The 22288-nt window shown below is 63.4% G+C and carries 18 protein-coding genes; 8 read left to right on the forward strand and 10 right to left on the reverse strand.

Annotation, left to right across the window (positions count from 1 at the left end; genetic code table 11):
- Window positions 1-350 precede the first annotated feature (350 nt).
- From GSQ90_RS00710 to GSQ90_RS00720, 3 genes are all read left to right on the forward strand, one after another.
- Complete coding sequence (locus tag GSQ90_RS00710; protein ID WP_158812563.1) at window positions 351-1658, forward strand: hypothetical protein; 1308 nt, start codon at window positions 351-353, stop codon at window positions 1656-1658.
- A gap of 151 nt (window positions 1659-1809) precedes the next feature.
- Window positions 1810-3120, forward strand: coding sequence for a hypothetical protein (locus tag GSQ90_RS00715; RefSeq protein WP_158812564.1), 1311 nt, complete (start codon window positions 1810-1812; stop codon window positions 3118-3120).
- Window positions 3121-3833: 713 nt separating this feature from the next.
- Window positions 3834-4208, forward strand: coding sequence for a hypothetical protein (locus GSQ90_RS00720; RefSeq protein ID WP_158812565.1), 375 nt, complete (start codon window positions 3834-3836; stop codon window positions 4206-4208).
- Window positions 4209-4396: 188 nt separating this feature from the next.
- On the opposite strand, the gene GSQ90_RS00725 is transcribed toward GSQ90_RS00720, so the two are convergent.
- The gene (locus GSQ90_RS00725; RefSeq protein WP_158812566.1) at window positions 4397-5326 is read right to left on the reverse strand and encodes a glutaminase; all 930 of its coding nucleotides are present in this window, start codon (window positions 5324-5326) and stop codon (window positions 4397-4399) included.
- Between the two features lie 149 nt (window positions 5327-5475).
- Here GSQ90_RS00725 and GSQ90_RS00730 point away from each other — a divergent pair, with 149 nt between their 5' ends.
- Both GSQ90_RS00730 and GSQ90_RS00735 read left to right on the forward strand, forming a co-directional pair.
- Window positions 5476-5802, forward strand: coding sequence for an MmcQ/YjbR family DNA-binding protein (locus tag GSQ90_RS00730; protein ID WP_158812567.1), 327 nt, complete (start codon window positions 5476-5478; stop codon window positions 5800-5802).
- A gap of 89 nt (window positions 5803-5891) precedes the next feature.
- Window positions 5892-6920, forward strand: a complete 1029-nt coding sequence (locus tag GSQ90_RS00735) for a hydroxyacid dehydrogenase (RefSeq protein ID WP_158812568.1) — start codon at window positions 5892-5894, stop codon at window positions 6918-6920.
- Between the two features lie 11 nt (window positions 6921-6931).
- Here the strand turns inward: GSQ90_RS00735 and GSQ90_RS00740 are convergent, their stop codons facing one another.
- From GSQ90_RS00740 to GSQ90_RS00755, 4 genes are all read right to left on the reverse strand, one after another.
- On the reverse strand, window positions 6932-7354 hold the full coding sequence (locus tag GSQ90_RS00740; RefSeq protein ID WP_158812569.1) for a gamma-glutamylcyclotransferase family protein: 423 nt from the start codon (window positions 7352-7354) through the stop codon (window positions 6932-6934).
- 8 nt (window positions 7355-7362) lie between these two features.
- Window positions 7363-9561, reverse strand: coding sequence for a bifunctional (p)ppGpp synthetase/guanosine-3',5'-bis(diphosphate) 3'-pyrophosphohydrolase (locus GSQ90_RS00745; RefSeq protein ID WP_158812570.1), 2199 nt, complete (start codon window positions 9559-9561; stop codon window positions 7363-7365).
- A 153-nt stretch (window positions 9562-9714) separates the two neighbouring features.
- Window positions 9715-11142, reverse strand: a complete 1428-nt coding sequence (locus GSQ90_RS00750; protein ID WP_158812571.1) for a porin — start codon at window positions 11140-11142, stop codon at window positions 9715-9717.
- Between the two features lie 570 nt (window positions 11143-11712).
- Window positions 11713-13797, reverse strand: a complete 2085-nt coding sequence (locus GSQ90_RS00755) for a tetratricopeptide repeat protein (protein ID WP_371418317.1) — start codon at window positions 13795-13797, stop codon at window positions 11713-11715.
- A gap of 298 nt (window positions 13798-14095) precedes the next feature.
- On the opposite strand from GSQ90_RS00755, the gene GSQ90_RS00760 reads away from it, so the two are divergent.
- The 3 genes from GSQ90_RS00760 to GSQ90_RS00770 all read left to right on the forward strand — a co-directional run bounded on the left by GSQ90_RS00760 (window position 14096) and on the right by GSQ90_RS00770 (window position 16033).
- A complete protein-coding gene (locus GSQ90_RS00760) occupies window positions 14096-14554 on the forward strand; it encodes a PH domain-containing protein (RefSeq protein WP_158812573.1) in 459 nt (152 codons plus the stop codon).
- 62 nt (window positions 14555-14616) lie between these two features.
- Window positions 14617-15087: a hypothetical protein gene (locus tag GSQ90_RS00765; protein WP_246731350.1), complete on the forward strand. Its 471-nt coding sequence runs from the start codon at window positions 14617-14619 to the stop codon at window positions 15085-15087.
- Window positions 15088-15241: 154 nt separating this feature from the next.
- The gene (locus GSQ90_RS00770; RefSeq protein WP_158812574.1) at window positions 15242-16033 is read left to right on the forward strand and encodes a SapC family protein; all 792 of its coding nucleotides are present in this window, start codon (window positions 15242-15244) and stop codon (window positions 16031-16033) included.
- A gap of 128 nt (window positions 16034-16161) precedes the next feature.
- On the opposite strand, the gene GSQ90_RS00775 is transcribed toward GSQ90_RS00770, so the two are convergent.
- The 5 genes from GSQ90_RS00775 to GSQ90_RS00795 all read right to left on the reverse strand — a co-directional run bounded on the left by GSQ90_RS00775 (window position 16162) and on the right by GSQ90_RS00795 (window position 22205).
- Window positions 16162-16800 carry an NADPH-dependent FMN reductase gene (locus tag GSQ90_RS00775; RefSeq protein ID WP_246731351.1) on the reverse strand — a complete coding sequence of 213 codons (639 nt, stop codon included), beginning with the start codon at window positions 16798-16800 and terminating at the stop codon, window positions 16162-16164.
- Between the two features lie 197 nt (window positions 16801-16997).
- On the reverse strand, window positions 16998-18563 hold the full coding sequence (locus GSQ90_RS00780) for a glucose 1-dehydrogenase (RefSeq protein ID WP_158812575.1): 1566 nt from the start codon (window positions 18561-18563) through the stop codon (window positions 16998-17000).
- A 43-nt stretch (window positions 18564-18606) separates the two neighbouring features.
- A complete protein-coding gene (locus GSQ90_RS00785; RefSeq protein WP_158812576.1) occupies window positions 18607-19140 on the reverse strand; it encodes a nuclear transport factor 2 family protein in 534 nt (177 codons plus the stop codon).
- Between the two features lie 30 nt (window positions 19141-19170).
- Window positions 19171-21318 (reverse strand): acetate--CoA ligase family protein, encoded by a 2148-nt coding sequence (locus tag GSQ90_RS00790; RefSeq protein ID WP_158812577.1) that lies wholly within the window; start codon window positions 21316-21318, stop codon window positions 19171-19173.
- Entirely contained in the window at window positions 21315-22205 is an 891-nt protein-coding gene (locus tag GSQ90_RS00795) for an SMP-30/gluconolactonase/LRE family protein (protein ID WP_210254787.1), read from the reverse strand. The genes GSQ90_RS00790 and GSQ90_RS00795 overlap by 4 nt, the downstream gene beginning before the upstream one ends.
- Window positions 22206-22288 lie beyond the last annotated feature (83 nt).

A 22288-nucleotide genomic window follows, 5' to 3' on the forward strand; every position in this document is an offset into this window, starting at 1 on the left:
TTGCGCTTCGCTAGTGCTTCACCTCCATCAGGTTGCACAGGGGACTTTCACCCCCAAGACGCCGGCCATGCCCGGCACACAGGATCGCCTTTCAGGCGACCGCCTGCGGCGGCGGCCCTTCGGGCCGTCCTTGAGTTCACCTTCCTCTCGCGCATAATCGCCTCCATGCCATCAATGGATAGGCGACGCTGAGACCAACGCTTGTCTCACACGGGTCCGAACCCGGACAGAGCGGAAACTAATCTAGTCCGGTGATCGACGCGGTGCCAAAGACGAAAAGCGTCGCGGCTTTCGACGTCTCAGTTTAGCCTCGTCCCGTAAAGCCTTGCGTCCAGCACTGGGGGAAACTCATGGCCTGCGTCGTCGTCAGCGCAATTCTGCTGCCCCTCGTCGTCCTGGGCGCATCGATCGCGCCGGCCTTCGCAGACGCCACTTGGGACGCGTGCCTGAAGGCGCCGAAGCGCGCCTGCGTGTTCGACCAAGCGCTACGCGCGGCGCAGACAGTTGCGGACGGCGCGCCTCGCGCCGGGGCGCTCGCAAACCTCGCGCGGTGGGAATCCGCCGCGGGTTTCGCGGACGCCGCCGCCGTTCGGCAACGCGCGGCGCAGGCGGCCCGATCGCTGGAAAACGAGAGCGATCGGGAGGATGCGCTGGCGGGGGTCGCGGAGGCGGCGGGGGCCGCCGGCGCGCCTTCGGGGGCGATGCAAATCGCTCAATCGATCAGGGACGCCCGCGCACGCAGCGAAGCGCTCGCCGCCGCTGCGGCGGGGCTGAATAAATTGGGGCTCGTCAAGGAAGCGGGCGAAACTTTTGCGATGGCGATCGCGGCGGCGCGGTCGCTCGAGTCGGAGACGGATCGCCTCTTGGCCTTGCTTTGGATCGCCCGGGAGCAAGGGCGTGGGGGCTTCGCCAACGAGGCGCGGACAACTCTCCAATCCGCGTTGCAGATCGCACAATCCGAGGAACCGCGATTCGCGCGGCCGAACGATCTCGCGAACATCGCCAGCGCGCAACTTGCCGTCGGCGATATCGACGAGGCTCTGCGGATCGCGGGCGCCATCGATGATGCGCGCAGGCGCGCGCAGGAGCTTGGCGCCGTCGCCGAGGCGCTGGCCAGAGCCGGCAGGCTCCCGCAGGCGCTCGAAGTCGCAAGCGCTCTTGAAATGGGCAGGCCGCGCGCGACAGCGTTGGCGACCATCGCCGAGGCGCAGTTCAAGGCCGGGTCGGCCAAGGAGGCGACCGGCCATTTGGAGCAAGCCCATCAAGCCGCGCTAGCGGCGCCGACGCCGCTGGATCGCGCCTGGGCGATGTCGCGTATCGCCGCGGCGCTGGCGCGCGCTGGCCTTGCAAAACAATCGGCGGCGGAATTCACGATGGCGCGCGAAAGCGCGCAGGCGATGGACCCCGGGAGTTTGCGCGACCTCGCCCTGTCTCTGGTCTCCGGCAATCTGGCTGAATCGGGTGAGGTGACGGAGGCGACCAAGCTCGTGCTGTCGATCAGCGATGCGATGGGCCGCGCCCGGGCGCTTGAGACGATCGGCTTCGCACAGGTCAAGGCGGGCGAGGCGCCCGAAGGGCTGCGGACGACACAGGCCATCGAAGACGTCGGCGTTCGCGTCGGAGCGCTCGCCCGCATCGCCGAGGCGCTGCCGAACTGACGGCTGGGCGGAGTCGGCGATGCGCATCGTGCAAGATCGTACACGTGATCCCGCATCGCCTGAAGTATAAGAAGTTTTCGCAGCAAGGGTTTCTCCCGGCCGGCGTTGCGCTCGTCCCGTAAGCCGCAGGGGTTACGCCGAGGAGAACAGCATGACCCGTATTGTCGTCAGCGCAGTTCTGCTGCCCCTCGTGCTCCTGGGCGCATCGATCGCGCCGGCGTTCGCGGACGCGGCCTGGGACGCGTGTCTGAAAGCGCCGCAGCGCGTCTGCATATTCGACGAAGCGCTGCGCATGGCGCAGACCATCAACGGCGACAATTCTCGCGTCGAGGCGCTCGTGATCATCGCGGCGGGCGAGTTCAGGGCGGGATTGACGGACGAGTCCGCGACCAATCGGCGCCTCGCCATGCAGGCGGCCCAATCCGTGAAAAACGAGAGCGATCGCGAGGCGGCGCTGGCCCGCGTCGCGTTCGCGGATGGAGTGGCCGGCGCGTCTACGGAGGCGCTGCAGATCGCGCAGTCGATCAACGGCGCCCGCGACCGCAGCCTGGCGCTCGCGGCCGCCGCGGTGGCACAGAAAAAAGTGGGGCTCGTCAAGGAAGCGGCCGAGACTTTTGCAACCGCGATCGCCGCGGCGGGGGCGGTCGAGCCCGAGACCCGCCGCCTCTGGGCTTTGCTTCGGATCGCCGGCAAACAAGCAGACGAAGGCTTCGCCAAGGAAGCGCGGACGACTCTCGAATCGGCGTTGCAGATCGCGCAATCCGAAGAACCCGGATTCGGGCGCGCGCTCGCTCTGGCGGACGTTACTTATAAGCAGCTCGCCGTCGGCGACATCGACGGGGCTTTGCGGATCGCGCGCACGATCGATGACGCGACCAACCGCGATTTCGAGATCGGCGCCGTCGCCGAGGCGCTGGCCGGCGCCGGCAGGCTGCCGGAAGCGCTCGAAGTCGCAGGCGCCCTTGAAATGGTGAGGCCACGCGCGATCGCTCTGGCCGCCATCGCCGAGGCGCAGGCCAAAGCCGGGCTCGCCAAGGAGGCGGCCGCCGATTTCGAGCAGGCCCATCAAGCCGCGTTGACAGCGCCAGAGCAACAGGATCGCGCCTGGGCGCTGTCGAGCATCGCCACGGCGCTCGCCGGCGCTGGTCTTGCGCAGCAATCGGCCGCAGAATTCACAACAGCTCGCCAAGCAGCAAAGGCAGTCGACTTTGAGAGTTCGCGCAATCTCGCTCTATCCATCGTCACGAGAAATCTGGCGGAAGCGGGCGCGGCGCCGGAGGCGACCGAGCTGGCCCTCGCAATCAGCGACGCGATGAGTCGCGCGCAGGTGTTGGCGTCCATCGCCGTTCAACAGGCCAAAGCGGGCAAAGCGTCCGACGCGCTGCGGACGACGCAGGCCATCGACGACCCCGGCGTACGCGTCGGCGCGCTCGACGGAATCGCCGAATTGCTGCCGGATTGAGGGCTGGGCGGAGCGCATAGCGCAAGGCCTTCGTCTCATCGAGGCGGCGGGGGTTCTGGACCTCTTGGGGGCGCCCCGCCTGATAACGAGAGATCGACCGAGCGTCATCCGTTCATTCAAGGGCTGCTTAAGATGCTTCCTGAGCCCGGAACCAATGGGGTCGTCGAAGGGCGCGCGAAGTGGCTATAAGCCGCCGCGAATGTCTTCGATTTGATGTATAAGCGAAACGGAGTGGTTCATATCACAGCGAAGGCTGAACCGTCACTAGAGTGAACATTAGTGCCAGCCAAGACAGTCACGTTAACCGAAGCCCATCGCGCCGAGAACATGCGCAAGCTAGCTCGCGAGGTCGAAGCCGAGAACGACCCGGCAATCCTAGACGGCGCGCTTAAGAAGATCATCCAGCATCGACCAGAGCCGGCCAAGCCGATTGTGGGTGAGAAATGAAGCGGTGGCGGTGGCCATGGCCCCCTCCCACGCGCAACGACGTTACGGGAATAGCCGCCGCGATAATTATAGCAATCGCTGTGATTGTCGCTTCGATTTTCGGCCCAGAAATATCCCGAAGAATCAACTACGGCTTCGGGTCGGAATGGGATTGCCTCAACCCTGGCAAGCTCGCCGGGCTCTCATGTATCAAGAAACCGGTTCCCCAAAAGCCCTGACGAGCAGACGACGCAAAGGCAACTGAGGCCAAGAAACAGGGGTCAAACATGCCGATAGAACTGGAATGTTCTGAAGGGTACGATTTCGACGCCACCTTTCAAGAACAATTGCCAGCCCTTGAAAAGACGATGATTGAGCAAGGACTAGATCCTTCCGCATTCACGTTCACCAAAGGCCCCAACAACTCCTATCGGCCATACAAGGGAGTAGGCCTTTATTACGACTATATTGTTGATGCTGGTGAAGATTCTTTCACGGTTACCTATGCGACCGATGCCGCGTTTTTAGAGTATTTTCTGCACGCGTGCCTCTCTCCCGATGAGAGCGGCGATTCCAACGAACACGTTGAAGAGAAGAAACAGCGAAAAACGAACGCTTCTCTCCTTGGCAGATTGAAGCAATGGATTCATCCTAGCCGCTAGCTACCCTTATGGCTGGTCCCGTCAGGTATAATACCCCTATCAGAAAACAGGACATAACAAGAACGTACTATCGAAGAAATGTACGCTTGGATGGGGGCGAGATTGACAGCAGCGTGGCTTGATTGGGCGGCCGCTCAATCCCGCGCAGCCCGTCCGCGTCATCGCGCGGCAGGCGCCCGAGCGCGCTCTCACGCCCCAAAGATCGACCAGCCCATTCGTTTGGCCAGCATTTCCAGCGCGATCCTTCCCAGATGCGAATTGCCGTTGGAATCGAGGCCGGGCGACCAGACGGCGATCGAGGCCTTGCCGGGCGCGACCGCCAGAATGCCGCCGCCGACGCCGCTCTTGCCCGGCAGGCCGACGCGATAGGCGAATTCGCCCGAGCCGTCATAATGGCCGCAGGTGAGCATCAGCGCGTTGATGCGCCGCGCCCGCTGCGCCGAGACGACCGACAGGCCCGTCGACGGATCACGCCCGGAATAGGCGAGATAGCGCCCGGCCATCGCGAGCTGGCGGCAGGACATCGCGATGGCGCATTGATGGAAATAAACGCCGAGCGTGAAATCGACGGGATTGTCGAGCACGCCGAAGGATTGCATGTAATTGGCGAGCGCGACGTTGCGAAAGCCCGTGCGCTTCTCCGATTGCGCCACCGCCTCGTCGATGAAGATCGAATGGTCCTGCGCGACAAATTGCATGAAGCGCAGGATTGAACCGATCGCCTCGCGCGGCTGGTGGCCGGAAAGGATCACGTCGGTCACCGCGATCGCGCCCGCGTTGATGAAAGGATTGCGCGGCACGCCGCGCTCGCGTTCGAGCTGCACGATCGAGTTGAACGGATTGCCCGAGGGTTCGCGCCCGACGCGCCGCCAGAGCCGGTCGCCGACCATGCCCAGCGCCAGCGTCAACGTGAAGACCTTCGAAACGCTCTGGATCGAGAACGGAACCTCGCCGTCGCCGGCGACGATCGCGCGCCCGTCCGCGTCGATCACGGCGATGCCAAACGCGCCGGCATCGACACGTGCAAGTTCCGGTATGTAGCTCGCAACTTCGCCGCGATCGGTCCGCGCCTTCATTTCGGCGGCGATTTCGCGCACGGCGGCGTCAAGATCGGTCAAAGCTTTTCTCGCTTCCGCGGGACGGGATCGACAGCCTCTTATCGCATCGGCGGCGCGGCATGAAGTCCTCGCACCGAGGCGCGCTGGCGATAAAACAGGCAGGCCGATAGGATGAAAGCGGGTTGAGGAGCGCGTTGGAGGAGGGTCTCGTGGCAAGCAGCGACGATCTGAGGCGCATCGCGCTTTCGCTCGAAGGCACGAGCGAAGCGCCCCATTTCGACCGCGCGGCGTTCAAGGTCGCACGCATTTACGCCACGCTTGCGGCGGACCGCCAGACCGCCAATTTCATGTTCACGCCGGAGGAGCAGGAGTTCAAATGCCTGCTCGCGCCGGAGGCGTTTCGCCCCGTCGCCGGCGGTTGGGGGCGCAACGGCGCGACGACCGCCATTCTCGCCGCGCTGAGCGAGGACGAATTGCGCGCGGCGCTGGAGACCGCTTGGCGCCGCGCGCTGCCCGCCAAGCGCAAACGGAAATGATCCGCTTGAATTCGCCGTCATGCCGCCCTACCCATTGCGAACGATATTGATCCGCGCAAATGGCGCGTTCCCCTGCACGAGAGCCTTTGATGAGCAAGCCGCTGATTGTCGTCGACCCGCAGCCAAGGGGCCTCAACGAGATTTTCGACGCGCCGACGCGCGCGAGATTCGAACGGCTCGGCGAACTCGTCGTCCATGCCGGCGCGGGACGGATGCCCGCCGATCTTATCGAGCGCCATCTGCCGGACATGACGCTGTTGATCGGCCAGACCGACATGCCCAAACAGCGGCTCGACCGCGCCGGCAAGCTGCGCGCGATCATCAATGTCGAGACCAACTTTCTGCAGAACATCGATTATGAAGCCTGTTTCCAACGCGGCATTCATGTGCTGGCGCCGAGCTCGGCTTTCGCGCACCCGGTGGCGGAGATCGCGCTCGGCATGGCGATCGATCTTTGCCGCGGCGTCACAACCGCCGATCGCGCTTTCCGGGCGGGCTCCGAGAAATGGCTGCTGGACGGCGCCGAGGGATGCTTTTCGCTCTATGGCGCCGCCATCGGCCTGATCGGCTTTGGCGATCTCGCCCGCGCCTTCGCGCCGCTGACGGTCCCGTTCGGCTGTCCCATCAAGGCTTACGACCCCTGGGTGTCGGACCATTTCATGAAAGGATTTGGCGTGACCGCAGCCTCGCTCGACGAGGTCCTGTCGACGTCGCGCGTGATATTCATCTTCGCGGGCGTGACCAGCGAAAACCAGGGATTTCTTGGCCGGCGCGAGTTCGAACTGATCAAGCCGGGCTCGGTCGTTCTGTTGATGAGCCGGGCCGGCGTCGTGGACTTTCCCGAATTCCTGCGCCAGATCGAAAGCGGGCGCTTCCGCGCCGCCAGCGATGTCTATCCGATCGAGCCGGCCCCCGCCGACGATCCCGCGCGCAGGGTCGAAGGCCTGCTGCTGTCGCCTCATCGCGCCGGCGCGCTCCCCGATTCCCTGTTCGAGATCGGCCGTCAGACGGTGGCGGACGCCGAATTGATCCTGCGCGGCCTGCCGCCGCTGTCGTGCCGGCGCGCGCAGCGCGAGACGGTCGGGCTCTCGCGCAGCAAGCCGATCGAAGCGCGCTGACGGCGCGCCTCCTATCGGCGCGTGAAAGCCGCCAGGCTCGCAAGCGCCTCGGCGGGCAGTTCCCATTGGCGCGCGGCCGCAATCACGGCCTGAAGATAGTCTGTGCGCACGACGCCAGGACCCACATTCGCGCCGAAATAGACGAGGGCTTGTTTGGCGCCGGCCTCCGTGACGACGGCTTGCAGAATCTTGACATAAAGCCCTTCGCGCACGCCTTCAAAGCGATCAAGCGCCGCGACATCGGCGAGCGCCACGTCCCACAGGATTCCATGCACCGTCGCGCGCGCATCGCGCGTGACATTCAGCCAGCCCTCGCGCATCGCCACAAGACGATGGCGCATTAGGCGCGCAACGCCGAGCGGCTTCGAGCGGGGGCAGCGCAGCGCCATCGCCGCGACATCCATATTGGCTCCATAGGAGAAGGTGAGCGGCATTCAGGACTTCATTCGCTCACGCGCTCGACCTTGCTGACGACGCTCTTGGCCCGCAACTGCGACAGGATCGCATTGAGATGTTTGATGTCCCACACTTCCAGGTCGATCAGCATTTCGCGAAAGTCCGTCGCATGCGGCACGAAGGCTATATTGTCGATATTGCCGCCGGTCTCGCCGATCGTCGTTGCGACGATCCCAAGCGCGCCGGGCTCATTGAGCGCGGTGACGACGATCTGCGTGGGGTAGAGCTCCTTGCGCGCGTTGTCGATATCCCAGCGGACGTCGAGCCAGAGTTCGGGCCTGTCGTCAAAGGCGGTCAAGGCGGGCGAATGGATGGGATAGATCGTAATGCCCTCGCCCGGCGTCATGATGCCGATAATGCGCTCGCCCGGCACGGCGCCCCCCTTGGGAGCAAAGCGCACAGGCAGATCGCCGCGCGCGCCGCGGATCGGAATCGAGCCTTCCGCATCACCCGGCCCCGGCACTTTGAAGATGAGGTTCGCCACCTTGTTCAGGCCGAACCAGCCGCTTTCGCTTTTGGCTGGGGCGGGACCGGACGCGCGCTCTTCCTTGAAATCGGGATGGATGGCGCGAACGACATCGCCCGAGAACATTTCGCCGCGGCCCACCGCCACGAACACATCGTCGAGCGAGGCGCGCGCCAGGCGCGGCAAAGCCGCCTTGAGCTTGTCCTCGACAAAACTGCGCCCGGCGCGTTTGAAAGCGCGCTCAATGATCTGGCGCCCGAGGCCCCCATATTGCGCCTTGACCGCTTCGCGCGTCGCGCGGCGTATGGCGGCGCGCGCGCGTCCGGTGACGACAACGGATTCCCACGCGGCGGGCGGCGTCTGCGTGTCGGAGCGCGCGATCACAACCTCGTCGCCATTGTGCAGCTCTGAGATCAGCGGCGCGATCCGGCCGTTGATCTTGGCGCCGACCGCCGAATTGCCGACATCCGTATGGACGGCATAGGCGAAATCGATCGCCGTCGCCCCGCGCGGCAAAGCGATCAGCCTCCCCTTGGGCGTGAAACAGAAAACCTGGTCCTGAAACAATTCGAGCTTGGTGTGTTCGAGAAACTTCTCGGAATCATCGCCCGACAGCGCCTCGATTGTCCGCCGCAATCCGCGATAAGCGCGGCTCTCGCCGGTGCGTGAGCCATCGGGCGCGCCCGCAACGTCTTTGTAGAGCGCATGCGCCGCGATGCCATATTCGGCGATTTCATGCATCTCCTGCGTGCGAATCTGCAATTCGACGCGCTGGCTGCCCGGCCCGATCACCGTGGTGTGGATCGAGCGATAATCATTCTGTTTGGGCGTCGAAATATAATCCTTGAAGCGGCCCGGCACTGACGGCCAGGTCGTATGCGCGACGCCGACGGCGGCGTAACAATCCTCGACCGAATCCACGATGATGCGAAAGCCGTAGATGTCGGAAAGCTGTTCGAAGGCGATCGAGCGGCGCTCCATCTTGCGCCATACGGAATAGGCCTGCTTTTGCCGCCCCTTGACCAGAACCTTGATGCCGCGCTTGGCGAATTGATCGGTCAGCTCCTTTTCGATCCGCGCAATGATCGCGCCATTCTTGGCCTTGAGCTCCTCAAGCCTGGCTAGAATCATCGCATGGGCTTCCGGCATCAGGTGCCGGAAGGAAAGCTCCTCAAGTTCGCCGCGCAGGCCCTGCATGCCCATGCGCCCGGCCAGCGGGCCATAAATATCGAGCGTTTCCTGCGCGATGCGCGCCCGCTTTTCGGCCGGCATGAAATTCAAGGTGCGCATATTGTGCAGCCGATCGGCCAGCTTGACGAGCAGAACGCGCACGTCGTCGGCGATGGCGAGCAATAATTTGCGGAAATTCTCGGCCTGCTGGGCCGGTTTGGTGACGAGATCGAGCTTCTTGAGCTTGGTCAGGCCTTCGACCAGGGCGCCGATCTCCTTACCGAAGACGTTGTCGATCTCCTCGCGCGTGGCGGCGGTATCCTCGATCGTGTCGTGCAGAACGGCGGCGACGATCGTCGCGTCATCGAGCTTGAGATCGGTCAGAATCGCGGCGACTTCGAGCGGATGCGAGAAGAAAGGATCGCCAGACGCGCGCTTTTGCGCGCCATGCGCCTTCATCGCATAGACATAGGCGCGATTGAGCAAATCCTCGTCGGCATTCGGATTGTACTGACGCACGCGATCGACAAGTTCGTATTGTCGCATCATATCCTGGGCGGACCTCGCTGGCGCTCGGGCCAGGCGGCCTCGATCGCCCTAGTATCAGGGCTCCGCGAAGTCCACGCAAGCTGGGCGTCGCCGGCGCAATAAAAAACCCCGAGGCGCGAGCCCCGGGGTTCTTATTTCTCAAATCAGCCGCGATCAGAAGTTGCGGGTGATGTAGAAGCGGCCGGCGAAGCCGTCTTGGTTGTTCTTGAAGCTCGAAACGACGCCATCGATCGTTCCGGTCGTGCCCCAGTTGAGGGGGGTCGACTGATGGGTGTTCTGGTACATCAACTCGAAAGCGAAATCGAGAAGCGGGACCGGATCCCAGTGCGCCACGGCGCCGACGATCCAGCTCTCCGAGTTGGACGAAAGCTCGCCAAGCGAACCGCTCCAATGCAATTGCGCATAAGAGACCTGCGGATCGATCGAGAAGACCGGCGAGAAGTGATGCTCGAGAGTTGCGCCGATCGACCAAGCGGTCGGCGTCGCCCACACAGCTTGTCCGGCGGCGTTGAGGCCGGCGAAATAGGTGTCGCCGACCGTCATGGCGAGACCATTGCCATTGACCGCGCCGTTTTCACCCCACATGCCGTCCGGAATACCCGAATACCAGATGGCGTTCTTGGTATAGACGCCCTGGAGCTGGACGTTGTCGCCCGCGCCAAACGACGGAAGGTTGAACTTCACGCCGCCGTCGATACCCCAGCCCCACTTGTTCTCGCTGAAGGTGGCGACGCCCGGACCAGGCGTAACGCCCGCTTCGTAGACATGCACCTGATGGACGACGCCCGACAATTGCGCCGAACCCCAGCTCTGGTCGACGCGGACGTTGGCGACGAAATCGGGAGCCGACTGGCCGTAGTTGGTCGTGTCGACGTTGAGGTTCGTGCCGCCGCCGCTGGCGCCGTTATTCGTAAGACCGGTCGCGGCGAAAGAATTCGCGCCCGCGCTCTGGATGGCGATCGTCGCCGAGAATCCGCCGCCGAACGTAGCGGTATAGGCCAACACGTCAGGCTGGTTGAAGCCCTGCTGATCGGGCGAGAAAATGTTCGCCCAGCCTTCGCCGCCGCCAAAGAAGGAGAAGAACGAAGGAGCCTTACCAGCCGTGATGCCCGCCCATTGAACGTAGGCAAGGTTGATGTAAGCGCCCGAACCGGTGGTGTCGAAGCCGTTGCCGTTTTCGAACTGCAGTTCCGCATAGCCGCGCAACACGCCATAAGCCGTATTCTGGCGGGCGTCGAACGAGATGTTGGCGCGGGTCGTGAAGCCGAAGTCGGAACGCAGGCTGGCTGGCGTCGAAACCAGCGCAGTGCCGGTCCTGCCGCCAGCGGGACCCACGGCAAGCGGAGCCCAAGTATAACCCTTGGTCGTGTTGCCCGCTTCGATCTGTCCGGTGATGTAACCGCCGATCTTCAAGCAGGTGTCGCTGCCCGGGATGATGAAGCCGGCCATGCCGCCGACGTTGCAAATCTTGACGTATTCGGCAGGAGCGGCCTTCCTTGTGGGAAGATCGGCAGCCTGGGCGCTGGCCACCGCCACAATACCGGCGGCAGAACCGAGCAGAATGCTCTTCATGAGCGTCATTATAGACCTCCAATGATTGACCCGATGGGAGTTGGTTTAGACTTTACACCCGAAGCTCGCTGGACCTCGATGACCCACCGCAGAATCTGGTTTTTAGCGCCCCTATTCCCGTTGATCCGGACTTCGTCGCTCCGCCCCGGTTTCCCCCAGCTAGAAGCGCTTCGATCCGACTCGCGGCCGGGAATCTCCCGTTCGCGCCAAATCACCATACCCATAAGCGGCCGCGCTACAAACCAACAAATGTCCAAAATCCGCCTGAAATCGCCTTTCTCGAAACCATGTTGCATAAAGGTCACGAAAGCGACCGCACCGACGGGGGCAGGACCGTTGTTTTCGCCCATCGACTCGCTCGTTAATACTCTGTTAATACAGATGAATATCCGATAGCACGATGCGCCTTCCCGATAGCGGACATCGCCAATCCGGCGCCCCTCCGCCGGCCTTTAAAGGCGCTCGTTTCACGGCTTGTCCGCCTTATTGTCGGCCTAGCCGCAATCGTCGATCGGAGGCGAACTATTTCGCGGGGCCCTTTTCACGCGCCGCGGCGCGGTTTTATCCCGTCATCTGAGATCAGGGATGACGGGGGGCCGGAGAGGGCCCGAGTTCGGCGAGCAACGGCCCGAGAAACGGCTCATAGGCGCGCCAACGCCCCACGGAACTGTTGTAGATGGGCTGGCGCACCTGGGTCGCACTGGACGTGCGCACCGGCCGCGCCGTTTTATGGAAATCGAGGCAACGGGCGTCCCATTCGAGGCCGCAATGAGCGACGATCCGGCGGGCCTGCCCTTCAAGATCGGCGACCACCTCCTCGTATTGCACTTCAAGCATAACGCCTTGTGGCAGGACGGCGCGCCAATGCGCCATCAACGCCTCATAGCCGCGATAATAGCGGCCCAGCTCTGCAAGATCATAGGCGTATCCGAGATTTCCCGCGAACAGGGTCGAGAAGCAGGACAGGCAGGTGTCGACGGGATCGCGGCGCGTATGGATGATCCGCGCATTCGGCAGCGCCAGGTGGATGAGGCCGGCCAGGCGGAAGTTATCCGGCATTTTGTTGGCGATTCGCTCCGCCACCGCCGGCGCACCGCTTCTGATACGGCCAAGATAGGCCGCGCCGAGTTGATGAAATTGATCGCCCGACATCAGCGGAACCGCTTCGGGATAATTGCCGAGCAGCGCCGTCGCCGCCCTGCCGAAGTCGTCGATCTCCCCGGCGCCAAAGACCTTGGGATGGCTGGCCAGGATCTGCTCGGCCAGGGTTGTGCCGGACCGCGGCATGCCGACAATGAAAATCGGAACGGAGGAAGACTCGCCCACCCCGGCGCGCGCGCGCGTCAATTCGCCGGTGAAAATCGCCCGAATGCGCTCGAAAGTGTCCAGACTAGCCTTTTCATCGTAGCTGATTTGGCGCCGTTTCAAGGAATTGCCTTCAAGCAGGCGCGCAAATGACATGTCGCGATCCCCCGCATCGGCGAACGCCTTGCCCAGGGCGAAATTCAACTCGACCTGTTCATCGGCGGCGAGCGAGGGCATGTCTCGCGCCAATTCCTCCATCGCCCGGACATGAGGTTCGCCTGGAGTCAGCCGCCGCGACATCGCCAGATTATGGTAGAAACGGATTCTTCGCGGGGTGAGCTTGATCGCCTTCTCGAATTCATTGCTCGCAGCGTCGAGACGGCCGAGTTCGAACAGCGCCCTTCCCTTTCGGTCATGAGCCTCCGCGAAATCTGGTTTGAGCGCGAGCGCCTTCTCATAATTCGTTAGCGCCTCGTCGGGGCGCGTGCGATCGAGAAAGACATGGCCGCGACCAAGCCAGGCCTCCGCAAGGCGGGGGTTCAGGGCAAGCGCCTTGTCGTAGCTCGCGAGCGCCTCTTCGTAGCGCTCGCATTCCCGAAACGCATTGCCGCGACCCAGCCAGGCCTCCGCAAGACCGGGATTATGCGTCAACGCCTTGTCATAAGCGGCGAACGCTTGGTCGTAACGCTCAAGTTCGCGAAGGCCATTGCCGCAACCGAGCCAGGCGTTGGCAAGGTCAGGTTTGATGGCGAGCGCCTTTTCATAGGCGACGAGAGCCTCTTCATAACGCCTGAGCGCGCTATAAATATTGCCTTTGTTGAGATGCGCGTCGACGTATCCGCGGTCAAGGCTCAACGCCTTGTCGATACTCGCCAGCGCGGCGTCATATCGCTCCATTTGCGCAAGAACATACCCCCGCTCATTATGGGCCACAACGTAATCGGGTTTGAGCACAAGGAGTTTGTCAAACTCTATAAGCGAGTCTTGAAATCTATCGAGCCTCAGCAACGAAACCGCGTTGATATAAGATAAAGAAACGCTGCTATTTGTAAGTTTACGACCATCGCGACACACATGCAAAGCAGATTTATAGTCCCCCGTCTGGTATAATATTGTCGCATAATTTTCCATGAACTGAATATTGGGAGGTCGTATCGACAACGAGCGCGCCATGAGAAGCTTGGCCTGAGCGACATTTCCAACGTTTGCCTCGACCAGCCCTAGAAAATGGAGGGCGTGGAAATTGTTGGGGTTTTTCTCGATGAGCTCACGGTACGATTGAGCGGCCTGGCTGAAAGCGCCCCTTTGATGCAGGGCGAACGCCGCTTGCAATTTCCGCTGATCCTCAGCACTCGACATAGAAAACTCTCTTCAACGTCAAACTGGCCCGCCAATTTCGGCGCAAGCGCGCCTCGCGTTCCCCTGACAGCCGCCCGTTTCGCGGTCAATCCGCTTTGGCCAATCCCGGGGCCTGAATTCCTAACCGGAGGCGATGATTGCGACGATCCCGCCAATCATGCGACTATTCCAGCCACAAGGCCTATCGCGCGAAAGCACGGCTGCGGCTTCGCAAACTGGCGCTCGCCGAGCTAAAAGCAATCCCGCTTCATCAATCGCCTCCCGACCGAGCCCTCAACCCTCTGCGAAAGCGCCCGCGATGACCTATGTCGACAGCATCCTCGAGCCCGGCGAAACGGTCCGCTACCACACCACCGTCAGTTGGACGATTTATACGCCGGCGATTCTGCTGGCGATTTGCGCGCTGGCGTCGCTGCTCGCTGGCGTGAACTATGCCGATATGGTGAATATAGGCTGGTTCGCCGCGATCGTCTTCGCCCTCGCCGCCATCGTCGCGGCCATTCCCGCATGGTTTCGCCGCTGGACGACGGAAATCGCCGTCACCGATCGCCGCATCATCCTCAAACGCGGCCTGATCCGCCGGCACACGGTCGAAATGAATATGCAGAAGGTGGAAAGCGTCGACGTCGATCAAACGCTGATCGGGCGGCTGTTCAACTACGGCAACGTCACGATCCGCGGCACGGGCAGTAGTTTCGAGAAACTCAACATGATCGACGCCCCGCTGAAACTGCGCACGACGGTGACCGCCGGCTGACGTTGAGGCCTGGCGCGGAACGCAATTCGCGGAGCGCCCTACGTGGCGCTGGAGGGAGCAAGATGAGCCAAGAGATGACGCGACGCTCGGGCGCTCCCCGGCGCGAGGATTACGCGATCGTCGAGGGCTCGCGCGGGCCGCGCCGCGATTTCAGGATCACGGTCGGCCTGCGCGAGGGTTGGGACGCCGAGGGGCGGGTTTTCGATGTTTCAGAGGCAGTGCGCACAGCGCGCGCCTGGATGGGTCGCCGGGTCGGCGCGAGCCAGCCCGCCCTGTCGGGCATGTTCACCCGCGCCGAGGTGACCTATGCGTGGCCGCGCTCCGACGGCTCGGTCGGCTCCGACCGCGAGCCTGTGGCCATCTTCACTGGCGAGGCGGTCCATGCCTATCTCGGCCATCTGCCCGATCAGGAAATCGAGGCGCTGCTGAATGAACTGGCGGTCGAGCTTGGCGCCGCGCTGGGGCAGGAACGCCTCTATGTCGCCTTCTGCGACCGGACCTGGATTCTCGACGCCGGCGCCCGCAAAAGCTAGCGCCCGCGCGGCGCCGATCTCGCGGCCCGCTACTGGACATCCCGGCGGCAGCGTGCGAACTAACCTCTTGTCAATTGGGAGCGGATCGCCCGGCTAAAACCGATGTGTTTCGCTGTCGTCGCAATAAGGCGCCTTGCTGGGGCAGGTTAGCATCATGGTCGACAATCCACTCTTCTATCAGTCCATCGTTCCCCTTAATCGCGAACGGCACCGCAGCCTACGCTTGAAGCACGATGGGCAGCAATTCGCCTTCGCCGCCAAGACGCATATTATTCCCGCGGTGATCGACGAGTTTCCGGCTGCCTCGCGGCACCTGCCGATCGTGTTTGTGCCGGCCTCGCCGCTGCCAACCTCCGTTTTTCTCGTCGGTTTGCGCCCCGGTCAAAATGTTTTCGTCGACGGCGACGGCAAGTGGACGGAAGGCTATATTCCGGCGTTCGCGCGACGCTATCCGTTCATGCTCGGCGAGATGGAGCAAGGCGGCCCTGTCGCGTGCATCGATGAGAAATATGACGGGTTCGGCGCCAAGACGGGCGAGCGGCTGTTTGGCGACGACGGCGGCGACTCGCCGTTTCTGCAGGAGCGCATCAAGCTCACGACCGACTATTTCGCCGCCGCTAAAAGGACCGATGCGTTTCTGCGTACGCTCAATGACTTGCAGTTGATGCGGCAGGTGACCATCGAATCCAAGGCCGAACTCGGCTCCAGCGCCATTTTGCATGGCTTCCTGACCATCGATGAGGCCAAGCTCAACGCCCTGTCGGATGAGGATTTCCTGCGTCTGCGAAAAGAGGGCCTGTTGCCGGCCATCTATGCGCATCTTCTGAGTCTTGCCTCCATCGATCGGCTGCAACGCGCGTCCGCCGCCAGTGACGCCGAAGCCAAAGCGCTTGGCGAACTGGCGAAGGCAAGCCCGGCGCCCAAGAAAGCGCTGCAACTGCAATGAAGCGCGGCGCCTGATTTCCCGCGCGTCTTTTGATTGCAGATACGCTCGTCGAGGCGTGCGCGGACTTTCGAGCCTGGCGATAGAGTAGCGGCGCGCAAGTGTGAGGCTACGAACCTTGCCTCGCCTTATCAGGCCTCGGCGCTGTGAAGCCAATTGGCGCGCAGACCGACATAATCGTCGCCGCTCGGCTTGTCAGCCACGACCTGGAGGGCCCGGCGCGACTCGGCGAACGCGACAACCTGCGCGCCGACGAGCGCGAGTTGCGCCTTGAGGTCGGGATTGACGCAGACGCCCTGGTCGAATGCCGCTTCCGAACTATTGAGACTGACGCCAAAAGGCGTCGGCCAACCGCGCAACGCATGCACGATCGACCGCAAAGCCGCGAGCGTCGAGCCCGTCGCTTGCCAACCCGCCGCGCAGGCGATGCAGCCGACGGCGCGTCCGTCAAAATACGGCTGCGGATCGTTGCGCATATCTTCGGTGTAATCCAACGCGTTCTTGATCAATCCGGAAATCGAACCGTGATAGCCGGGCGAACTGATGATCACGCCGTCGGCTCTGCGAAGACTGGCGATGAGGGCGAGAGCTTCCCCGCTGCGTTCGGGGCGTTCAGGCGCGAACAGAGGCAGCAGCAGACTCTGGCCGGCGAAGATTTGCGTTCGTGCGCCGAGAGCCTCGGCCCCCGCCAACGCGATCCGCAGGGCGGTTTCCGAAGACGATCCGGGGCGGGTGGCGCCGCCGATCCCGACAATCAACAGATCGCGCACTTTCCCTCTCCTTCGTCTCAAGACTATGAGGCTCAATCGCTTGCGAGCCGCCAAAACGGTCTTCGTGGCTCTTCCGCTTGATCGAAGTTCGCCATCGAGCGTCGATGACGAGAGAGAGTATTCGCTATCGATTGTCGCGCATATCCGTGATGCAAACTATCACATCTGTAAATTCGTGGCGGGTGGGCCTGGAAAGACTATCCTTCCGAGGCGTCGCCGACGGCGCCGAACGCTGTCCATCCGCCATCGACAAAAAGAGTGGTCCCCGCGATATAGGACGCCGCGTCCGATGCGAGAAAGGCGATCGCATCCGCAATATCCTCCGGGCGCCCGAAATCGCCCATCGGAATCCGCTTGCGGATCGCGATGGCGTCGATCTTGCCCGAGGTTTCAAGCGCGGCGACGCCGGGGGTTTTGATATAGCCGGGCGCGACCGCCACGACGCGGATATTGTCCGACGCGAGTTCGGCCGCCATGCATCCGGTCAGATTGATGAGAGCCGCCTTCGACGCGCTATAGGCGTTGCGTGGCGACAACGGCAGGCTCCCGGCGATCGAAGCCAGATTGACGATCACGCCGCCGCGCCCGGCCATCGCCTTGACCGCCTCACGGGCGCACAGCATCGCGCCTGTGAGATTGACGTCGATGACACGGTCGAACTCGGCCTTGCTCTGGTCGAGCGTCGGTTTGAAACTGTCGGCGATGGCGGCATTGTTGACGAGGAGATCGATCGCGCCGAAATCCCGCGCAACCGCCGCGAAGGTCGAGACGACGGCGGCTTCGTCCGTGACGTCGACTTGGTAATCCCTGTGTCCATCGCCCAGATCTCGGGCGGCCGCCGCCACGCCCGCCGCGTCCTGGTCCGCCAGGGCGAGCTGATAGCCCTCCTTCGCGAGGCGCGCCGCGACGGCGCGGCCGATGCCGCGCGCAGCGCCCGTCACGAGCGCCACGCGTCGGAACGGCCGATGCGAAGGCAGCGCCAACTCTTCCGGCGGGATTGTCGCCGCGTCGGAAGCGGCGCCAGCGGCGTTGAAAGCCTGCCAACCGCCGTCTACGACAAGTGTCGCGCCGGTGACATAGCGTGCGCGATCGGACGCGAGAAAGCGGATCGCATTGGCGATCTCGTCCGGCCGGCCGATGCGTCCCATGGGGATTCGGCGGCGCACCGCCATGAGGTCCGCCAGTCCTTGGCGCTCGAGATCGGCGACCATGGGAGTGCGGACATAGCCCGGCGCGACCGCGCAAACGCGAACGCCAAAACGCGCCCATTCAACAGCCAGCGCGCGCGTCAACGAAATCACGCCGGCCTTTGAGGCGGCATAAGCGTTGCGCTTCGGATTGGGAAGAATGCCGGCGAGGGACGCCGTGTTGACGATGATTCCGCCGCCATGGCGCGTCATGAAGCGGGCCGCCTCGCGCGCCATAAGGAAGGGGCCGCCGAGATTGACCGCGAGAGTCCGGCGGATCAACGCCGCCGACATCGCCGCCGTCGCGGTCATCGTCGGCCCCAGCGCGGCATTGTTGACGACGACATCCAGGCGGCCAAATTCGGCTGTCACCTTTTCCATCAACCCGACGACCGCTTCTTCCGACGCAATGTCGCAGCCAAGACCGCGATGGGCGTCGCCGAGGTCCGACGCGAGCGCTTCGACCGCCGCCCGATCAAGATCGATCGCAATGACGCGATCGCCCGCTCGCGCGAATGCGTCGCAAATCGCGCGGCCGATGCCGCCGGCGGCGCCGGTCACAAGGATGATGCGCATTCGATTTCCTTTCCGGGCGCGCGCCGCAAAGCCGCGCCGCGCCTCAGCGCTGGGCGGTCATCTGCGCGAGCAAGTCGTAATAAGGATCGTGAGGTTTGGCCCCGCCTTGCGGCTTGCGCACGCCGAAACGCTCGCTTTCTTCGCTTTTTGGAGCGCCAGACTCATGAATCCAGTCGTAGACGACGGTGCGCGCAGCGACTCGCCACTCATCGCCGCGCTTCTCGAATCGGTCGACATAGCGGCCGGCTAGAAACACTTCGATGTTCCTCCCCGAGGCGTCCGGGCCGCGCTGCAACGCCGAGAAATAGGATTCGACCGCGGCGACCGATCCCGACAGCGCGATTGCGATGTTGCCGATCATATGAACGCTGCGTTCGCTCTTCTTCAGCGCCGCCAGCGCCCAGGCGATGAAACCTTCCGCGGAGCCGCTGTAGGGGCCGTGCCGGTCGGTCGCGTCAGGCCAATAGGACGCGCGCAGCGCCTCTTCGTCCTGACGGTCGATTCCCCGGCAATAACGGAACAGGCACTCGCGTATCGCATCCTTGTCGAGAAGGGCTTGAACGGCAGGATCGGTCATGTCGATAATCCCTCGAGGAATGAGCAGTGTTCACACGCCGGACAAAAGGCTGGGCGTCGAGTCAAGCGGAGCGGTCACAATGAGCGCGTCGAGCGCGACGACTCCCTCGCCCCGGGACCGCACGAGAACAGGATTGAGATCGACGCTCAACACGTCGTCGCGATGGGCGGCCGCGAAGCGGGAAAGCGCTGCAAGCGCATCGGCCAGCGCGTCAATGTCCGATGGCGGCATGCCGCGCACGCCTTCCAGCAAGCGGTAGCCCCTGATGTCCCGGATCATGCGATGGGCTTCGGCCTTATCGAATGGGGCGACGCGGAAGACGACGTCCTTGAGCGCCTCGACGAAGATTCCGCCAAGGCCGAACATCACCACCGGGCCGAATACCGGATCCCGGCTCGTCCCGATGATCGTTTCGACGCCGTCTTTCAGCATGGGCGCAACGAGGACGCCATCGATGACGGCGTCTGGCCGCGCACGCCTGGCGCGATCGAGAATTAAAACGGCCCCGGCGCGCACTTCATCCTCGCCGCCAAGGTCGAGCAGCACGCCGCCGATTTCTGTTTTATGTGGGATGTCGGCGGAGGCGATTTTCAGCGCGACTGGCCAGCCGATTTCGCTGGCGAATTGAGCCGCTTCCTCGGGCGTCTTCGCCAGCGCCTCTCGCGGGAACGGGACGCCGGACTCGGCAAGCACGATCTTGGCTTCGCTCTCGCCGAAGCGCCGGCCTCGCAGACTCGCCGCCGCGCGTTCGATGACGGGATATTCGGACTCAGCGACATCAAAGCCTTGGCCGATCTGGATGAGCGCGGCGAGGGCGTTGACCGCACTATGCCCGTCCTCGAAGATCAGAAAGCCTTTCTCTTCATAAGAACGAACGACGTCGCGGGGCGCCGATATCGTGAGGACGAGAAGACGATCGGAAAAGCCGGCGATCGCCGCTTCGAGCGCGCCGCGCAGAGGCGCTGAGAATGTCGGGCTGGCGGGGGTGCTGCCGAAAATGCCGACGATCGCGTCATAGCCGCCCCTTTCCAGCATCATCGTGAGATAGCGGCTCATAAGCTTCAGATCGGTGAGCGCCTGCGCCGTGGCATCGACCGGGTTTCTCGGCGATGCGTAGGGCAACAACGCTTTCAGCTCCGCCTGCGCTTCCTCAGACATCGGCGCGACATCCAGACCCGCATCGGCGGCGGCGTCGGCCATCTGGATGCCGAAACCTCCCGAAAGCGTAAAGATGCCGAGCCGGTTGTGTTTGGGATAGACGCCTCGCGCGCAGGCATAGGCGATGTCGATCTGTTCGGCCGTCGTGCGCGCGCGATAAACATTGAACTGTCGAAATACGGCGTCATAGACATTGTCCGAGCCCGTCAGCGCCGCGGTATGCGACTCCGCCGCCTTGGCGCCGACCGCCGAGCGGCCGACTTTCATGAAGATCACCGCTTTGCGGTTCCGCCGCGCGAGCGACAGCGCTTCGAGAAAGATTGCCGGTTGCTTGATCCCTTCGGCATAGGCGAGGATGACGCTGACATCGGGCCTCCCGGCCAACCAGAGCAAGCCTTCCGCGACATTGACGTCGGCTTCATTGCCGGTCGTCAGGAAATAGCGGATGCCAAGCCCGCGTTCGCCCGCGAGATGCGCGACATGCGAGCCATAGGCGCCGCTTTGCGAGACGATCGCCACCGGTCCGGGCTTCGGCAGGCCGCCGTCGAGAATTTGCGAGAACGTGCCATAGAAGCCGGTCTCCGCATTGAAGGCCCCGAGGCAATTGGGGCCGAGCAGCCGCACGCCATATCCGCTGGCGACGTCTGACAGCCGCTTCTGCAAGGCGATTCCCTCTTCGCCCGTCTCGGCAAAGCCTGCGGAAAATATGATCGCCGCCTTGGCGCCGCGTTCACCGCAAGCTTGCAAAGCGCCGAGAACATGGGCGGAGGGCACGGCGATCAATGCGATGTCGGGCGCCTCCGGAAGATCCCTGACGCTCGCATAGGCCTTCAGCCCCTGCGCTTCGGCGCGGTTGGGATTGACCGGATAGATCGCGCCGCGAAAGCCGCTTTCCCGGAGATAGCGCAGCGGCCGGCCGCCGATCCGCGCCGGATCGTCCGAAGCGCCGACGATCGCCACGGAGCCCGGCAGAAAGAAACTGTCGAGACTTGCCGGCGAGCGCGGGTAAGGGGCGTTCATGTCGATTCCTTGAGCGAGGCGAAGCGCAGTCGCGCTTCCGGCAATCCGCATACGCCGAGCCCTTCGATCGCGAGAAGCGCGCCGCCGTCCGGGACTTGCGAGACTGCGCGCCCTGAGCCGGAATCCTTGATCGAGGTGACATAGAGAACGTCCAGATCGCCGCCGCCAAAGGCCGGGCATGACGGCAGATCGACAGGCAGGTCGATCAAGGCCTCGACGGTCCCCCGCGGCGAGACGCGCGCCAACCGGCCAACCTGCACAAGCGCCACCCACAGGAAACCCTCCGCGTCGACGGTTGCGCCATCCGGACCCGATCCGAGCGGCTCCGTATCGAGGAAGACGCGAGGGGGACCCACCCGTTCGCCGGCGGGCTCATAGTCGAAGGCCAGAATCTGTCGGCTCAGGCTGTCGGCAAAATACATCACATCGCCGGCGGGACTGAAGCACAGACTATTGGCGATGCGGACGCCTTCCACCAGACGATCCGTCCCGCCCTCCGGGCGGAGGCGATGAAGAACGCCGAGCGGCTCGGCATGGAGGCCCATGCTGCCGCAGAGGAATCGCCCGGAACGATCCATCTTGCCGTCGTTGAAGCGAATGCGCGCGTCTGGAGGTTCAGCGCGCCACAGCAGGGTGATCTCCGCGCTGGCCAGGTCGAGGAGATGAAAGCCGTCCCGCAGCGCGAGAATCAGCCGGCCTTTGTCAGCAAGGCCGATGGAGCCGACCCAGCTTGGCGTCGACCACGAATGCTCGACTCCCGACGCCGGGTGATAGGAACGCACCATCGACCGCACCGTGTCGACCCAGAACAGCGTCGCGGCGTCCGGATCCCATAGCGGGCTTTCGCCCAATAGAGACGGGCCGAGGTCGAGCTTGCTGATCTGCACGTGGGTGTTCCGGAGGTTTTGGCTAGAGGATGGATCGTCGCCGGTGCAGGCGGTCATTCCCGAAAGAAAGCGCCTGTCGGCAC

This window comes from Methylocapsa sp. S129, assembly GCF_009765995.1.
Lineage (GTDB): Bacteria > Pseudomonadota > Alphaproteobacteria > Rhizobiales > Beijerinckiaceae > Roseiarcus.

What these genes read in the sequence shown, in the direction of transcription:
- GSQ90_RS00710 (WP_158812563.1), top strand. Translation starts at nt 351, where the DNA reads ATGGCCTGCGTCGTCGTCAGCGCAATTCTGCTGCCCCTCGTCGTCCTG.
- GSQ90_RS00715 (WP_158812564.1), top strand. Translation starts at nt 1,810, where the DNA reads ATGACCCGTATTGTCGTCAGCGCAGTTCTGCTGCCCCTCGTGCTCCTG.
- GSQ90_RS00720 (WP_158812565.1), top strand. Translation starts at nt 3,834, where the DNA reads ATGCCGATAGAACTGGAATGTTCTGAAGGGTACGATTTCGACGCCACC.
- GSQ90_RS00735 (WP_158812568.1), top strand. Translation starts at nt 5,892, where the DNA reads ATGAGCAAGCCGCTGATTGTCGTCGACCCGCAGCCAAGGGGCCTCAAC.
- GSQ90_RS00740 (WP_158812569.1), bottom strand. Translation starts at nt 7,354, where the DNA reads ATGCCGCTCACCTTCTCCTATGGAGCCAATATGGATGTCGCGGCGATG.
- GSQ90_RS00745 (WP_158812570.1), bottom strand. Translation starts at nt 9,561, where the DNA reads ATGATGCGACAATACGAACTTGTCGATCGCGTGCGTCAGTACAATCCG.
- GSQ90_RS00750 (WP_158812571.1), bottom strand. Translation starts at nt 11,142, where the DNA reads ATGACGCTCATGAAGAGCATTCTGCTCGGTTCTGCCGCCGGTATTGTG.
- GSQ90_RS00755 (WP_371418317.1), bottom strand. Translation starts at nt 13,797, where the DNA reads ATGTCGAGTGCTGAGGATCAGCGGAAATTGCAAGCGGCGTTCGCCCTG.
- GSQ90_RS00760 (WP_158812573.1), top strand. Translation starts at nt 14,096, where the DNA reads ATGACCTATGTCGACAGCATCCTCGAGCCCGGCGAAACGGTCCGCTAC.
- GSQ90_RS00765 (WP_246731350.1), top strand. Translation starts at nt 14,617, where the DNA reads ATGAGCCAAGAGATGACGCGACGCTCGGGCGCTCCCCGGCGCGAGGAT.
- GSQ90_RS00770 (WP_158812574.1), top strand. Translation starts at nt 15,242, where the DNA reads ATGGTCGACAATCCACTCTTCTATCAGTCCATCGTTCCCCTTAATCGC.
- GSQ90_RS00780 (WP_158812575.1), bottom strand. Translation starts at nt 18,563, where the DNA reads ATGCGCATCATCCTTGTGACCGGCGCCGCCGGCGGCATCGGCCGCGCG.
- GSQ90_RS00785 (WP_158812576.1), bottom strand. Translation starts at nt 19,140, where the DNA reads ATGACCGATCCTGCCGTTCAAGCCCTTCTCGACAAGGATGCGATACGC.
- GSQ90_RS00790 (WP_158812577.1), bottom strand. Translation starts at nt 21,318, where the DNA reads ATGAACGCCCCTTACCCGCGCTCGCCGGCAAGTCTCGACAGTTTCTTT.